This is a genomic window from Bacteroides sp. AF25-38AC, from assembly GCF_003602995.1.
Taxonomy (GTDB): domain Bacteria; phylum Bacteroidota; class Bacteroidia; order Bacteroidales; family Bacteroidaceae; genus Bacteroides; species Bacteroides uniformis.
This window is the reverse complement of record NZ_QTMD01000015.1, coordinates 23,809-37,711: the sequence shown is the minus strand read 5'-3', so window position 1 is coordinate 37,711 and position 13,903 is coordinate 23,809. Positions and strand designations below refer to the sequence as shown.

General features: G+C 49.9%; 24 protein-coding genes. 19 read left to right on the top strand and 5 right to left on the bottom strand.

Annotated elements, in window-relative coordinates; genetic code table 11:
* The first annotated feature begins 111 nt into the window (after positions 1 to 111).
* The 18 genes from DWY55_RS11745 (at position 112) to DWY55_RS11660 (ending at position 10,212) form a co-directional block, all read left to right on the top strand.
* On the top strand, positions 112 to 330 hold the full coding sequence (locus DWY55_RS11745; RefSeq protein ID WP_009037008.1) for a hypothetical protein: 219 nt from the start codon (positions 112 to 114) through the stop codon (positions 328 to 330).
* A 10-nt stretch (positions 331 to 340) separates the two neighbouring features.
* Positions 341 to 697 (top strand): hypothetical protein, encoded by a 357-nt coding sequence (locus tag DWY55_RS11740; RefSeq protein ID WP_117878954.1) that lies wholly within the window; start codon positions 341 to 343, stop codon positions 695 to 697.
* Positions 698 to 718: 21 nt separating this feature from the next.
* Positions 719 to 904, top strand: a complete 186-nt coding sequence (locus DWY55_RS11735; protein ID WP_009037005.1) for a hypothetical protein — start codon at positions 719 to 721, stop codon at positions 902 to 904.
* A 53-nt stretch (positions 905 to 957) separates the two neighbouring features.
* Entirely contained in the window at positions 958 to 1,113 is a 156-nt protein-coding gene (locus DWY55_RS11730; protein ID WP_229135108.1) for a hypothetical protein, read from the top strand.
* Between the two features lie 110 nt (positions 1,114 to 1,223).
* A complete protein-coding gene (locus DWY55_RS11725; RefSeq protein WP_117878995.1) occupies positions 1,224 to 3,281 on the top strand; it encodes a hypothetical protein in 2,058 nt (685 codons plus the stop codon).
* Positions 3,282 to 3,316: 35 nt separating this feature from the next.
* Positions 3,317 to 4,207, top strand: coding sequence for an AAA family ATPase (locus tag DWY55_RS11720; RefSeq protein WP_009037002.1), 891 nt, complete (start codon positions 3,317 to 3,319; stop codon positions 4,205 to 4,207).
* A complete protein-coding gene (locus tag DWY55_RS11715; protein ID WP_117878956.1) occupies positions 4,207 to 4,845 on the top strand; it encodes a hypothetical protein in 639 nt (212 codons plus the stop codon). The genes DWY55_RS11720 and DWY55_RS11715 overlap by 1 nt, the downstream gene beginning before the upstream one ends.
* 6 nt (positions 4,846 to 4,851) lie before the next feature.
* Complete coding sequence (locus DWY55_RS11710; RefSeq protein ID WP_117878958.1) at positions 4,852 to 5,319, top strand: hypothetical protein; 468 nt, start codon at positions 4,852 to 4,854, stop codon at positions 5,317 to 5,319.
* Positions 5,320 to 5,323: 4 nt separating this feature from the next.
* Positions 5,324 to 5,923, top strand: a complete 600-nt coding sequence (locus DWY55_RS11705) for a helix-turn-helix domain-containing protein (protein WP_057089679.1) — start codon at positions 5,324 to 5,326, stop codon at positions 5,921 to 5,923.
* A 31-nt stretch (positions 5,924 to 5,954) separates the two neighbouring features.
* Positions 5,955 to 6,239 (top strand): hypothetical protein, encoded by a 285-nt coding sequence (locus DWY55_RS11700; RefSeq protein WP_133303484.1) that lies wholly within the window; start codon positions 5,955 to 5,957, stop codon positions 6,237 to 6,239.
* A 30-nt stretch (positions 6,240 to 6,269) separates the two neighbouring features.
* A complete protein-coding gene (locus DWY55_RS11695; RefSeq protein ID WP_117878962.1) occupies positions 6,270 to 6,794 on the top strand; it encodes a host-nuclease inhibitor Gam family protein in 525 nt (174 codons plus the stop codon).
* Entirely contained in the window at positions 6,778 to 7,005 is a 228-nt protein-coding gene (locus DWY55_RS11690; RefSeq protein ID WP_057089682.1) for a hypothetical protein, read from the top strand. The genes DWY55_RS11695 and DWY55_RS11690 overlap by 17 nt, the downstream gene beginning before the upstream one ends.
* Positions 6,983 to 7,282: a hypothetical protein gene (locus DWY55_RS11685; protein ID WP_240058003.1), complete on the top strand. Its 300-nt coding sequence runs from the start codon at positions 6,983 to 6,985 to the stop codon at positions 7,280 to 7,282. The genes DWY55_RS11690 and DWY55_RS11685 overlap by 23 nt, the downstream gene beginning before the upstream one ends.
* A 13-nt stretch (positions 7,283 to 7,295) precedes the next feature.
* Positions 7,296 to 7,517, top strand: a complete 222-nt coding sequence (locus DWY55_RS11680; RefSeq protein WP_117878964.1) for a hypothetical protein — start codon at positions 7,296 to 7,298, stop codon at positions 7,515 to 7,517.
* A 535-nt stretch (positions 7,518 to 8,052) separates the two neighbouring features.
* Positions 8,053 to 8,484, top strand: coding sequence for a hypothetical protein (locus DWY55_RS11675; RefSeq protein WP_117878966.1), 432 nt, complete (start codon positions 8,053 to 8,055; stop codon positions 8,482 to 8,484).
* 19 nt (positions 8,485 to 8,503) lie between these two features.
* Positions 8,504 to 9,310 carry a DNA adenine methylase gene (locus DWY55_RS11670; protein WP_117878968.1) on the top strand — a complete coding sequence of 269 codons (807 nt, stop codon included), beginning with the start codon at positions 8,504 to 8,506 and terminating at the stop codon, positions 9,308 to 9,310.
* A gap of 234 nt (positions 9,311 to 9,544) precedes the next feature.
* Complete coding sequence (locus DWY55_RS11665; RefSeq protein WP_240058005.1) at positions 9,545 to 9,772, top strand: hypothetical protein; 228 nt, start codon at positions 9,545 to 9,547, stop codon at positions 9,770 to 9,772.
* 2 nt (positions 9,773 to 9,774) lie between these two features.
* Entirely contained in the window at positions 9,775 to 10,212 is a 438-nt protein-coding gene (locus tag DWY55_RS11660; protein ID WP_057089687.1) for a DUF2335 domain-containing protein, read from the top strand.
* A 96-nt stretch (positions 10,213 to 10,308) separates the two neighbouring features.
* Here the strand turns inward: DWY55_RS11660 and DWY55_RS11655 are convergent, their stop codons facing one another.
* Positions 10,309 to 10,518 (bottom strand): DUF4248 domain-containing protein, encoded by a 210-nt coding sequence (locus tag DWY55_RS11655; protein WP_117878970.1) that lies wholly within the window; start codon positions 10,516 to 10,518, stop codon positions 10,309 to 10,311.
* Between the two features lie 148 nt (positions 10,519 to 10,666).
* Positions 10,667 to 11,146, bottom strand: coding sequence for an HU family DNA-binding protein (locus DWY55_RS11650; RefSeq protein WP_117878972.1), 480 nt, complete (start codon positions 11,144 to 11,146; stop codon positions 10,667 to 10,669).
* Positions 11,147 to 11,385: 239 nt separating this feature from the next.
* On the opposite strand from DWY55_RS11650, the gene DWY55_RS11645 reads away from it, so the two are divergent.
* Positions 11,386 to 11,625 carry a hypothetical protein gene (locus DWY55_RS11645; protein ID WP_117878974.1) on the top strand — a complete coding sequence of 80 codons (240 nt, stop codon included), beginning with the start codon at positions 11,386 to 11,388 and terminating at the stop codon, positions 11,623 to 11,625.
* Here DWY55_RS11645 and DWY55_RS11640 read toward each other — a convergent pair.
* The 3 genes from DWY55_RS11640 to DWY55_RS11630 form a co-directional block, all read right to left on the bottom strand.
* On the bottom strand, positions 11,607 to 12,065 hold the full coding sequence (locus tag DWY55_RS11640; protein WP_117878976.1) for a hypothetical protein: 459 nt from the start codon (positions 12,063 to 12,065) through the stop codon (positions 11,607 to 11,609). The two genes, DWY55_RS11645 and DWY55_RS11640, sit on opposite strands and share 19 nt — an antisense overlap.
* Before the next feature lie 37 nt (positions 12,066 to 12,102).
* Entirely contained in the window at positions 12,103 to 12,675 is a 573-nt protein-coding gene (locus DWY55_RS11635; protein WP_117878978.1) for a hypothetical protein, read from the bottom strand.
* Positions 12,676 to 12,762: 87 nt separating this feature from the next.
* Positions 12,763 to 13,869 carry a phage minor head protein gene (locus DWY55_RS11630; RefSeq protein WP_117878980.1) on the bottom strand — a complete coding sequence of 369 codons (1,107 nt, stop codon included), beginning with the start codon at positions 13,867 to 13,869 and terminating at the stop codon, positions 12,763 to 12,765.
* Positions 13,870 to 13,903 lie beyond the last annotated feature (34 nt).

Genomic DNA, 13,903 nt, shown 5'->3' with positions numbered 1-13,903 from the left:
AAATAGTTCGATAATTATTTGCTTCTATCGAAAGAAGTTTCGATATTTGCATCGTCATCCAAATGGAAAACGCTCCAAATATACAGAATTAACTTTATAAATAGAAATACAATGGCAGAAAAGGAAAGATTCATCAAAGCAGACGCTTCACAACAAGAAGCCATCGCTAAACAGTTTTTTACCACTACACGTACTGTGCGTTCGGCATTGAATTTTGAGACGAACTCACCATTTGCGAAAACTCTTCGTGCTTATGCACTGAATCACGGATGTAAAATGTATGAAGTTACATTGATAGATAACCCGTACGAGAAAGTAAAAACCTTATAAACAAATCTTTATGATTTACTGGAAAGAAGAATGCAGGGTTCTTGCCACGGAGCGTGCTGAGATTGTCGTTGTGGATAGCTACGACGAGCGTGGAGTACCCGTGTTTGCCGTCCGTCAAGTGACGAAGGCGGTAGGTACCCGTAGTGGCAGGAATTCCTATTGGGGTGTACATTTTGATGAACCGTTGTCCGACGGGTGTACGGCTGTGGGATTTTCTTTTGTATTAGCCTATAGTACTGACAAAAGAACAGAGGACAAAAGGTTACGTGGGTATCATCCCGCATGGACACTCACTATTGACGATGAAGGTAGACTGGTAGACCGCAAGTATAAAGCCTTAAAGGCGATTGATAAAACTATTGATTGACAGATATTAAACTTGAATTATATGAAAACCTGGAGAACAATTCAGAAGATTGCCGTAGCTGTGGGCATGACCTATGGCATGTGGCTGGGAACCAATGTTGACGCAACGGATGCGGACAGCCGCAATGCGTTTGTAATCATCGTATTATCGGCTATTGTGGCGATATCGCTTTGTATGCCGGACAGCGGAAAGGAGGAAATGGCATGAAAGTAAAGGTGACATGGGTAAGCAATAACCCGTTTGTTCTGGATCTCAGAAACATGTCAAGATGCTCAGAGGCTGACGTACCTGCCGAGATGAATTACGATACCATTGAAGACTTTGCCCGTGAGGCAACCCCGCAGGGCTTTCATCTGCGGTCGATAGATGTTGAGGGCAAGGTTGTACAATATGACTATAACGGCCATAAACTGTAAAGTCCGGAACAGGCTGCAAGTCCGGAACTTTCCTTGCCATGCGGAAGTGGTCGGCTCCCCGGTTCGATGCCGGGGCTTGCACAATGTTGAAAAGTATAAAGTTTCTGATTATGGAAATGTACGGTAAAATAAGGTGTGTCACTTTTCCTGAGCTGGTCTCGCAAGGAAGGATATTGAGTAAACCTAATTATGATAAGAAAGTACGTGAGGGCAAGATCCGGGTTGTCCGTCCCGGTAAGGGGGCCGGTTCCTACGCTCTCATAGACTACACCAGTCTTCCCGCCCTTATTCGCGAGGCATACGACAGACTTTATCCCAATGCTTTGGAAGAAATGAAAGAACAATTAATGAGTAATATTATCCGCAGTGACAGCAGGGCTGTGGAATTCTATAGAACCTACCAACCCGCCATTTCTCTGGAACGCCAGGCCGAATATGTGCTGAATGCCGAGGTGATGAACGAGCTGGTCCGTGTGGAGAAAGAGACCGGAGCCTTGCATAGCAAGTGCGGTTACAGCCGCAAGTCCATCGTGTGGGAAACGGTGCAAGGTACATGTGAGAAGCTTCGTGAACACTATGGACACACACTGCCCAAGACCCGTCTCCGCGAAAAATTCAACGCTTATAAAAAAATCGGCTATGCCGCCCTTGTCAACAAGAACACAGGCAACCAGGCGGCACGTGTGGTGGTTCCCGAAGTGGCGCGGCTGTTGCTGAAGCTCCGCCGCAGCATTGTCCCCCGTTATACGGAGGCGCAGATTTTCGACGAATACAACCGTCAGGCGGTGGAGCGCGGCCTGAACATCATCAAGTCGCCCACCACCGTGAAGAACTATCTCAACGACCCTGCCGTGATGCCTATGTGGTATGCGGCGGTACATGGCATGCAGAAATGGAAAGCCAAGTACACCAGCCTGATGAAGACCAGCCTCCCGCAGATGCGCGATGCCTTGTGGTATGGCGACGGTACCAAGTTGAACCTCTACTACAGGAACGAACAGGGCAAGATGTGTACCACCGGCGTATATGAAGTGATGGATGCCTATAGCGAGACCCTGCTTGGATATGACATCGCCCCGAACGAGAATTTCGACTGCCAGTACCGTGCTTACCGCATGGCCGTGGAAGTTTCCGGCAGCCGTCCCTACGAGATAGTGACCGACAACCAGGGAGGACACAAGAAAGGCAACGCCGCGGGATTCTTCCAACGCCTTACGGTGCTCCACCGTCCCACGATGCCCTATAACGGACAGTCCAAGACCATAGAGAATGCCTTCTACCGTTTTCAGGCACAAGTCCTTCATGCCATCTGGCATTTCACGGGACAGAACGTGAACGCCAAGAAGCTGAACAGCAAGCCCAACCTGGAATTCATAGAAGAGAACGCCTACGCACTTCCCACGCTCGAGGAGCTGAAAACAATCTACAAGGAATGCCGTGACAGATGGAACAATGAGGAAAAGCACTTCGCCACCGGTATTCCACACATGGAGATGTACCGCATGAGCGGGAATCCCGAGGCCCAACCCGTTACGGAGGTTGACATGATGCGTATGTTCTGGCTGTGCCATCCCAAAGCCGTGACCTATACCAACTACGGACTTCAGTTTGAAATAGACAAACGGAAATACCACTATGACGTATATGCCGCCGACGGCCTGCGTGACGAGGTATGGGCGCTTCGCAATACCGGACGCGAGTTCACCGTGATGTATGATCCTATGGACATGACCCGCGTGGAGCTGTGGCGGAATACCGCCACCGGTGCCAAGTACAGCGCCACCGCCACTCCTAAGGTCACTGTCAGCCGCGCCACGCAGGAGCGCACACCGGAAGAGAGCAGCTTCATGCGGAAAACCATCGACCGGAACAAGGAGACCATGGCCGCCATCCAGCTGGAAGGCGAGCGTTTCGACCTTGACGAACGTATTGCAGCCGAGCTCTTCGGTCTTTCCACTCCCAAACCTAAGAACCTCAGCAAGAATAAGATGGACGGATACCGTGAAAGGCATGACCGTGGCGAGCTCCATATTCCTCTCTCCCTGCCGGAAAAACAGAAGCGGGAGGAGGCCGAAGCGGACACGGAAACCGATTACTCCACTATGGGGGAATATACCAAGGCACTCTCCAACATGACGTTGGACGAGCTGGCACTGGACAGATTTTAAACGGCAATCAATAACCAATTAAATACCATTCAAGAATGAAAGGACTAACCAAACAAGACAAGGATGCCATCCGCGACGCACTGATGGCCTACTGTGAGAACTTTCCCAGCCGCAACCGCGCCAGCGAGAGCCTGCAGGGTGTCAGTGCGGCTGTGGTGAGCCAGATTCTGAACACCAAGTATGAAAGCATCAGCGATGACATGTTCAGCCGCATAGCGGCGCAGATAGGTTTCAGCTTCGAGCATTGGACCATCTGCGAGAGTGAGAACTTCCGTCTCGCCACCTACGTGCTGGCCGACGCCCAGATGTACAAGAATGTCACCTGGATGGTGGGCGATGCCGGATGCGGCAAGACCACTGCCGCCATAGAGTTCCGTCGCACACACCGCAACGTGTTCTATATCCTTTGCTCGGAAGATATGAAACGCAGCGATTTTGTGCGCGAGATAGCCAAGCAGGTGGGCGCGCCTACCGACAGCACCAGCAACCTGCGTGACATGCTGGACTATGCGCTCGGTATGATCGGTTTTCTCCAGAACCCGCTGCTCATCTTCGATGAGGGGGACAAGCTGACGGACTGTGTATTGAATTACTTCATCAGCATCTACAACCGCCTGGAAGGACGCGCGGGTATCGTGTTCATGAGTACCGACTATATCAAGCGGCGTGTGGACAACGGGCTGAGATACAACAAGAAAGGCTACAAGGAAATCAACAGCCGCATCGGACGCAAGTTCTTCGACCTGAACGCCACCAGCCGCAACGACGTGTATGCCATCTGTCAGGCCAACGGGCTGACCGGTGAAGCCGAGATAAGACGTGTGCTGAAAGATGCTGAAACCAGTGACAATGACCTGCGCCGTGTGAAGCGGGTGATACATGCGCAGAAGCGCCGTGCCGAGCAGCAGAAAGGAGGGGCAGAGTAATGAGTGAGACTTTTGAACGTAATGCCAAGGGGGTACGTGAGATGCTTTCCATGAAGTTTGACACACTGGACTTTGAGGGGGTGTGGCATGACGCTTTCGGCACACCCGAGCGTCGGGGTGTCTGGTTTGTGTGGGGGAACTCCGGTAACGGAAAGACTTCATTTGTGATGCAGCTCTGCAAGTATCTCTGCCGTTTCGGCCGTGTGGCCTATAACAGTATGGAAGAAGGTGCCTGCCTCACCATGCAGGACACACTCCGCCGCTTTGGCATGATGGAGGTCAACCGTCGCTTTCTGCTTATCGACAATGAAAGCATCGAGCAGCTCAGCCTGCGTCTGAAACGTCAGAAATCACCAGATTTTGTGGTGATAGACAGTTTCCAATACACACAGATGACCTATCGGCAGTATATTGAATTCAAGGAACGCCACCGTAACAAGCTGATGATTTTTATCAGCCATGCCAGTGGCAGGCTGCCTACCGGACGCAGTGGCAAGAGCGTGATGTTTGACGCGTCATTGAAAATCTACGTCGAGGGCTACCGGGCTTTCAGCAAGGGACGCTTCATCGGTCCGAAAGGCTACTATGACATCTGGCCGGAAGAGGCGGCAAGATATTGGGGAGAATGTAATATGTAATGAGCCATGAGAACGACTGCCGACAAACCTATCAGCGCCCAGCAGTTTAAAGCCCTGCACGCCACCTTCCACCGTATCGGCATGGATGACGAGGCCCGCCACGGCTGCATCTACGAGTTCACTTCCGGCCGTACGGAAAGCAGCCGGGAGCTGACAATGCAGGAGGCGCGGCAGCTGCTGGAGCGGTTGAACCCGACGGACGACAAGGCACGGGCCATGCAGATGGCAGAAGCCAGGAATGTATTCCGGGACATCTACCGTCTTTCGTTCCAGATTCCCCAGCTGAACCAGGGGTTCACCAGCGACAGTGAGGAGGAATACCGCATGAACGTGGCGAAGCTGAACATCTGGGCACGTAAGTACAGCAAAGCGCGCAAGGACGTTACAAGCATGAGGCTTTGGGAACTCCAGGCCACCAAGAAACAGCTGGAGGCGTGGATGCGCCGTGAGGAAAGGAAACTTAAAAAGGATTGATACAATGAGAAAGAAACAGGAAATAAAGAAAGGAATTGCCATTCTCCGCATGAAAGGGGATAAAATCAGTCTGCTCCAGGCCGAGGTGCTGGAAAACGGGCATAATGAGAGTCAGGTGTTTGCCACCTACGTGGCTTCTGTTCCGGAGGAAGACAAGGACGAGACCGTGTTTTATGCCTGCCGTGACGCCGCCCGTTTTGCCGCAGGGCGATTATCGCTGGAAGAGCTGATACCCGATGCGGACAGATATCCGGTGACGGTTGACAGACCTGAGCCCAAAGAGCGCCAGTCAGTCAGTGTACGGGAATTTGAGGCTCTGAAGCGTAAGGTCGCGCAGTTGGAAGGCTTTGTGGAGGATTTGTTGAAAGAACGCCGCCAACGTGCCGAATACCAGAAATTGCCGGATACGAACCGTGCGGACTATATCGGCCAGAAAGATGCTACAGAGCTTATAGGATGTAGCCGTGAGACGCTGAATGCCTGGCAGCGTAAGGGTTACATTACCGGATACCGCAAAGCCGGACTGGTCTATTACAGCCGGAGTGAGCTTGCCGCCGCTCCGGTTGTGCAGAATTTTATCACAATAAAGAAGGGGAGGAGATGAGATGGTAGATAATGATAATCAATATATCCCAATGGTTCATATCGTAGACAGGAACAAACGCCGTGAACGGCTGGCATCCCGTCTCGAAGTCTGTGCAGACCGTATCTGTGACCTGCAGGACCGGTTGATGGCGGGTATTACCGCCTTGAGACCTATCGAGTACGACCGCCTGCTGGACGAATACCGCGCGGAGCTGGTGCGTTACGACAACATCGACCGGGAACTCCGGCAATTGGAGGACCCTACGAAAACAGAAGAGTACAGGTCTTATCACCGCAATGCCAGCAAGCTGCAGAAAAATAAAATCAACTATTAAATTATTAACCCTATCAAAAGAGCAAGAATTATGGCAAGAACAAAGAAAACAGTAGTCAGCGGCATCAGCCGCGAGCAGGCAGAGCAGGCCTTCGCAGATTTTGCGGCGGCCGATGCCAAAGTACAGAACCTCACCTCAAAAATGGACCTTGAGATGACCCGTATCCGCGAGAAGTATGCGGACCAGCTGGCAGAACTGTCTGCCACAAAGGAAAAGAACTTCGACATCATGCAGGCATACGCCGTAGAAAACAAGGAAGAACTGTTCTCCAGGAAGAAAAGCCTGGAAAGCACCCATGGCGTATTCGGTTTCCGTACCGGCACACCGAAGCTGAAGAACCTGAAGGGGTTCACCTGGGCGGCAGTGACGAATTTATGCAAGGAGCTTTTGCCGCAGTATATCCGCACCAGTGAGGAGCTTGCCAAGGACAGACTGCTGGCTGACCGTGAGAATCCTGACGTGGTATCCTATTTCCCGAAGATCGGTGTGCAGGTGGTGCAGGAAGAGACCTTCTATGTGGAGCCTAAAAAGGAGAGTGATGCGGTTGAGCAGTGAGATGAGGGAGATACATCGTTGTTACCGGTACCGTCCCCGCGGTCGGTGCTGGGCGGTGTATCTCGATATCACCTACCGTCAGGGTGACAGCTTCCCTCCGGAGATATCCACTCTTGGCACCAAGGTGAATGAATATCCGACCAGGGAAGAGGCACGGCGCGAGGTGTACAGACTGAACGGCTGGAATTATGAAAGGAGAAAAAGAACTTAATACAGAACAAACCATGAGCAAGAAACAGAACGGGGTGCTGGTAACGGCGCCCCTCTTCGGAACGGGACGGGAGACCGTCGGAGAATTCCCGGGGTATTCCTGCGGCTATTGTCAGGGCAACGGCTATTTCCAGGGGGACATCACGGTAAAGGACACGGAGCTGGTCCCGTGCCCCAAGTGTGGCGGCACCGGCAAAGTGAAAGGCATCGTTACGGTGGACTGGGTACCGGACGGGGAAGTGAAACCCTGCCTCAAAGGGAATTCAAACGACATTTAACCACTGAAGTCCTATGCGTATTCCCGTAAAATACATTGTCCAGATAGACAATTTCCATGTGGCGGATTTCATCTTCTACAGGAACTACTACGAACAGCCGTGCTCCCTGCTCCTGCAGAAGCCCAAGACGGAAGGACTCACCGCCATCCGTCTGGTGGTGGACAGCGACGAGGCGGCAAGTTTTCTGTACAGGGCAAAGGAGAAGACGGGGTGCAGGCTGTATCAGGTGGATTAAAAAAGGAAAGATATCATGGAACAATTTACTCAGTTATCCACACCCGTACAATGCACTAGCATTGTATGCGCTACAATAATATGCATAGCGGTATTGGTGTATTTTTATAAGTTGTTTAACTCTTAACAAAATAAAAATGAGGCAAGTCTGTAAGACTTGCCTCATTAGGGCGATTTATGCTTTTAAGTACTATTTGATACCATAGATTTCTGTTATCAACTATAGTGCCTACCATCCAGTTATTATAAAGCCTCCTGTGATGATGGAATGAATAACTCCAATGAGACCAATAATAGCAACGAGGAAACATAAAGTTTCAAGCATAAACTTTCCAATCAATTTTATGTTAGATTGGGATTTTTTACGCCCAATCTAACAAATTAATTTTTTCATAATAAAAATTAATTTGTTATACGGCAATATTGCCTAACATTTGGCAGGGATTTGAACCCACAAAACGTTTGTTAGACGTTTTCTTCCATAGTCGCAAATGCTGTAACAAAAATACAAAAGTGAAATTATAAAAAAAAATATTATGGCAAAGATTTATGTAACAAGTAGTTGGAAAAATGTATTTCAACAGGACATTGTAGCTATTCTCCGTGATTTAGGACATGAGGTTTACGATTTTAAGAATCCTTTTCATGGTAATGGTGGTTTCCAATGGTCTGATATAGATCCTGATTGGCAGAACTGGACAACAGAGCAATATCGTGAAGCTCTTAATCATCCGATTGCACAAAAAGGATTTGATTCAGATTTTAATGGCATGAAGTGGGCGGATGTCTGTGTTATGGTTCTTCCTTGTGGTCGGTCGGCTAATACGGAAGCTGGATGGATGAAAGGTGCAGGTAAAAAGGTAATGGTTTATTCTCCGAAAGAGGAAGAGCCGGAACTTATGTATAAGATATACGATTTTGTGAGTGATAACATATTTCGTATCAATGATAAGATAATTGGCGTATAACAAATCAGAAAGGAATCAAATGAGAACACCAATAACATACTACGGAGGTAAGCAGCAGCTGGCAGCCAAAATTATTTCTATGATGCCGGCTCACAAAATTTATTGTGAACCTTTTTTTGGTGGAGGTGCTGTTTTTTTTCAAAAGCCCAAAAGCTATCTTGAGGTGATTAATGATAAGAACGATAAACTTATTACGTTCTATCGGCAGGTTGCGACTAATTTTGAGCAACTGGCTGAAAAGATTGACAATAGTCTTTGTTCCGAATCTGACTACTATCTGGCTAAAGATTACTATAACGGAAGAGTTCCGGCCGGAGACACTGATATAGCCTGGGCTGTATTCATAATAACAAACGGTTCTTTTTCCGGAAGTATGCACGGTGGTTGGAAATGGTGTAATGGTTCGGCAGGAAGCCATACCGGTGTATTCATGCGAAACAAGCGTAGAGAGTTTAATTCCGTATTGAAGAATCGCCTGCAGGATGTGCAAATTTCTTGTCGGGATGCGCTGGATGTAATAAAACAAAGAGATACATCCGATACGTTTTTCTACCTTGACCCACCATATCCAGGATGTACTCAAGGTCATTACCGTGGATATACCCACGAAGAATTGTTCCAGATGCTCACCGTCCTGCAGGGAATAAAAGGAAAATTCATCTTATCTAACTTTTGGTGTCAGACATTACGGTACTTTGTTGCTGTGAATAAATGGCACGTTGAAAAGATAGATATGCCTCTCAAAGTCGCCAATCTCACTAAGGCGAAACGTAAGACAGAGATTTTAATAAGTAACTATGAGCTAAACCCGATGTTGTTTGGCTAAAAACAAATCGGAAATGAATCAATCTTATCCCGGTGTGGTTTGACCGCCTATCCGGGAACAAGGTATGTTCTTGTGGCTGTTTTGCACATTTCGTGATTGAAAAGTTGGCAAACTCGCGGAAAATGCCGTTATTTGTAGCGTGTTCAAAATGGAAGTATGAATGATTCCGATACATGAACCTTTTGGGTAAGCAAGTGTTTTATAAGATATAATCAATATAGAATGGAGGCAAATATGTGTGTAATAAAAGAAATTGGTCGGTTCTTGAAGAAAGGGGCAGATACGTTTCGTGAAGCTTCCCAAGGACGATATTACGAAGAATCAGAGGCTATTGATGAACTGAAAAAGGAGATGTTTGGCAAAGAAGAAAAGCGCTCCGATGACAAGGCTAATCTGTTACGTGACCGCAGATCCGTAGAAGGCGATGTACGTAAATCATTGACTAATTTGGTTGTAGGATAATAATGGGAAAACAAGAAATCAAACAGAAGGAGACACAAGTTTCTACCAATGGAGGCATAGGAAAGCAATTGGAACAAACTTTTACGGTGGATGATAATTGTTTGCCCTCACCAGGTGAATTACAGGCTTATAAAAATATTGACCCTCGAATAGTGGATTATTTAATAGATGCTTCAGTCAAAGAGCAAACGCATCGTCATGCAATGGATAAGCAGAAACTTCAAATTATAAAAAAAACGGAAGGACGTATTGGAAGAATGAATTGGTGGGGAATGTTCTTTGCTTTTCTTTGTATACTTGTCTTTTCGACAGTTACAGGTTACGCTTTGTATTTGGATAAGCCTTGGTTTGCCGGTATAATGGGAGGTGCTGTGTTGATTTCAATTGTCTCAATATTCGTCAAGGGTAATTCGGAAGAGAATTCAGCAAAAAAGAAATGATGGTTGCTTTCTCTCAACCAGTAATAAGGCAAAAGCCGCTGCGGTCCTCCCGTCAGCGGCTTTCTTTTTGTCTTTTTGTTCTTCTGTCCAAGAGCCTCACTCTCCCGGTTCCCCCAGGCACTCCGTTATCGCCTCGTGCTGCAGCGGCGTCAATGCGCGCTGTCGGGGTTTGTAGTGCAGCTGTTCCAGCCGTTCCTGCAGTTCGGTGTTCAGCTTTATCCATCGGTGCAGCTGTGCCGAGGCGCTGCGGGGTGTGGAGTTCGGGAAATAGGCTTGTGCCAGGTCACTCATGTAGATTGCTTTCATAGTGCTTTGCAAGTTAAGAATTAATAATGAAAGAATGAAAGGCTGCGCTGCAGCAGGGCAAAAAACTACCCGTAAGTAGTTGGTCGGCTACTTACGGGTAATTGTTCGTTTACTACTGCGTAGTCATTGCACTGCTACCGGGCGGTTCTCAGCCCAGCGGGTTCTCCCCCTGGTTGCCGTCGCTGCCTCCCCCGGTATTTCCGCCGTCATCGGGCAGGGGCGCTTCACCCTTCTTGGCCACACGCTTGAAGGTAAGCCCGCCGTCGCCCGCACGGGTGGCAGCCTTCACGGGCTTGCCGGGGCGGAACTGGACGGTGGCTTCGGTGATGTTGGCGCTGGTGAACTTCTTCTCGGTTTCGGCGCCGGTGCTGCACAGCTGCAGCTGGAAGCTGCCGAAGTTCTCCAGACGTACAATCTTGCCTGCCGACAGGTGCCGGTTCACCTGCTTGATGAGGGCGCGGATGGCGTTCAGCACGTCACCGTCCGTCAGGGAGGTGGCGTAGGAGATGTCTTCGGCCATTTCGTCCATGTTCACTTCGCCGCTGGCCTGCGCCTTGGCGTAATATTTCTTGGGGGCGGTTTCATCGCCCGGTTTTGTGCTCATCAGAGCAAGGGAATAGTTTACCATTTCATTTACGATTTTACAATGTACGATTTACAATTTGGCTGCGCTGTACGGGCGTGCACAAATTGCGTTCACTCTGTCTTGTTTCGCGAAGAAGACGGTGCAAAGGTGGGCGAAACGGGCTATTCCGTGTTGTAGTATGTGCTTTCTGGCGACATTAGTTGCATTAATGGGTGTTTATAATTATTTTTGCATAGGGTTTTCAGACAGTTTCAGGGTAATCACAAATCAGTTTTTAGGGTATGAAGAAATATCATCGTTCCATTGTTGGCCGGAGCTATGCGCACCGGGTGAAAGAAATTCTCCGCATCTACGACGAGCACAGCCGCAGCGGCCTGAGTAACCGCGAGATTCTTCGCCGCTACATCTGGCCGCTCTATCCCATCTGTGAAAAGACATTCTATAACATCATCAACGCCAGTGCCGACCCGCGCGTGCTGCGCCAGCAGGAGGAACTGGAGCGTCAGCTTTCGCTGTTCTGAATTTCTTCGGCCACGGTAGTGGTATACTCCATCTCATAGACTTTGATGCATCCGGGTAGCGAGAACTGCCGGTTGGCACGGCGCACCAGGGCGGTGGCACACCCTTCGAACCGCCAGCCGTGCAGGCAGCTGTTCAGTCGCCGGGCAAGCGCCATGCGTTCGGCCACATGCTGTTCCTGTGCGCTGCCGTAGTGCGTGTCGTCGTAACAGTCGAAGGCAAGCCGGACGGTGACGGTGGTCTTGCCGTGCTGGAGGTTGCCCTTCAGGTTTTCCCAGAGGGTTTCGGGAATGCCGATAAGGACGCAGGGGAAGGTTACGGGGTACTGGTCCTCACCGCCCGCAAGGGCTTCGAGCTGGCCGTAGTCTTCGTCGATGAGGGAGACGGTGCTGCCCATTTCCTTTGCAATCTGTTGCTGGAGGTCATTGAATAGTTGTTCCATGATATAAATGTGCTAATGTGAATAATGTGCCATTGTACTAATCGGCTGCTATGATTTTGCGGATTTCTGTATCCAATTTATCGTTTATCTTCTGTTCCAGTTCCGGTCCGGGCTTGGATGGCATGAACCGGCGCTGGGGGATGCGGACGGTGAGCTTTGTCTTCTTGGTCAGTGCCAGGCGCTTCCAGAAGGTATCCTTCTTCTTGTCGCCACCGGCTTCGCGGTAATGCTGCGCCCAGGCATAGCGGCGCATCTTCGGAGTGACGGTGGGGTGCGTGGTGCCACCCCGGTTATGAACAGCAGCGTAAGGTACACGGGTGTAGACGGTGACTTGGCCGTCGCCCGGTGTGTACCCGATGCTGCCCGAAAGATGGTTCCTGCCGGAGAGCAGTGGGCCGTATTGCGCACCGGCACTGTTTCCACCGCTCCTCTGCCGTTTGGTATCCGGCCATTTGTGGAAGCCATTGTGGGTGAAACCGCCGCGCCGGAAGTCTTCCTCGATGTGTCGTTTGGCAATGTTCCCGGCCAGTACGGGCATGCGTCGGCGTGCCAGGTCGTCCACCTGCTTGCGGTATTGCAGGATGCGGCGGTTAAATTCTTGAATATTCATTGTTTATTAAATAAATAGATGTATATTTGTGCATGGAAATAGCTTTTAAGTCTATGCCGGATTGTATTTCCGGCCGTGATTTAGAGGCTATTTCTCTTTCAGCTGGTTCAGGATATTCGGGCTATCCGAAATACTGTACAGAATCTTGCTTCCGTCCTCATATTCCTTTACGACAATCCAACTCTTGTCTCCCAGTATTTTAATCTCAAACAGATGCACCCACTTGGAACCCGGTTTCGGGCTTGCATCCTTTCCATATCCCAGGTATTTTGCTTTCTTCAGTACGCTGCCTATCTGAAAGATAAGTTCGTTCTTGTGGGCGTAGTGCACATGCGGCTGGTTGGTCCATTCGTCAATACTGCGGCGGGATATGGCAATTTCCCCTTTGAATTCGGGATGTACAAGGGTGGTTCCCTGAAGTTCCGCCCTGGCTTCCTTCTTGATTTCCTTGGTACGTTCCGAGTACTTTCCGTCCTGGTCATGCTGCGGCTCCACCTTCACCTTGGCATAATCGGGGAAATAGTTTTTCAGGAATGTCATCACCGCATCCTTTGCACCTTCGTATGCATTGGCGATGTACGGATGCGTGTCGCTGAACAGCTTCCCGTCCACACCCGGATTGTTGTCCAGCCCCGGTGCAGGCCGGTCTTTCGGGTCGTTGCTGCGCGGCGCTCCAGTAGGCGGCTCGTCGGTAGCGGACAGTGAGCACTTGCAGTTCCAGCGGTCGCCGGGACGGTGCATGTTCCAGAAGGGGTGGCTGATGGGCAGGATGGTACCCCAGAACACTTTATGGTCGGCTCCCGGATTGGCGCTGGTGCTGGGCATCCACTCCAGGTTCGGCAGGATGTCGGCATACTGCTCGAAGCGTTGCCAGTCGGCAGCCTGGCGGGCACGGATGACGGCGGTGTTGTATTCCGTGCGCAGCCAGTGTCCTATGTGGTGGTCGAGCATGGGGTGAACATCGTTTTTCCACTGTTCAAACGGTTTTAAAACACCGTTTGAATCGTAGAGCTGTGCGGCAATATCGTTCTGCATGCGGTGCACCTTGAAGGCGGAGAAGACGGCGTTGCCTTGCTCCAGCTTTTGCCTGAAGCCCGGGGTGACTTCCGCACCGGACTTGCTGAGACCTTTGTTGGTGGCATCGGTCATGATGCGGAAGGTCTCGTTGAAAAGAGTTTCTTCTATCTCCGTCATGGGGTGGAAGTTCTTTTCGTATACGCGCTTGAGG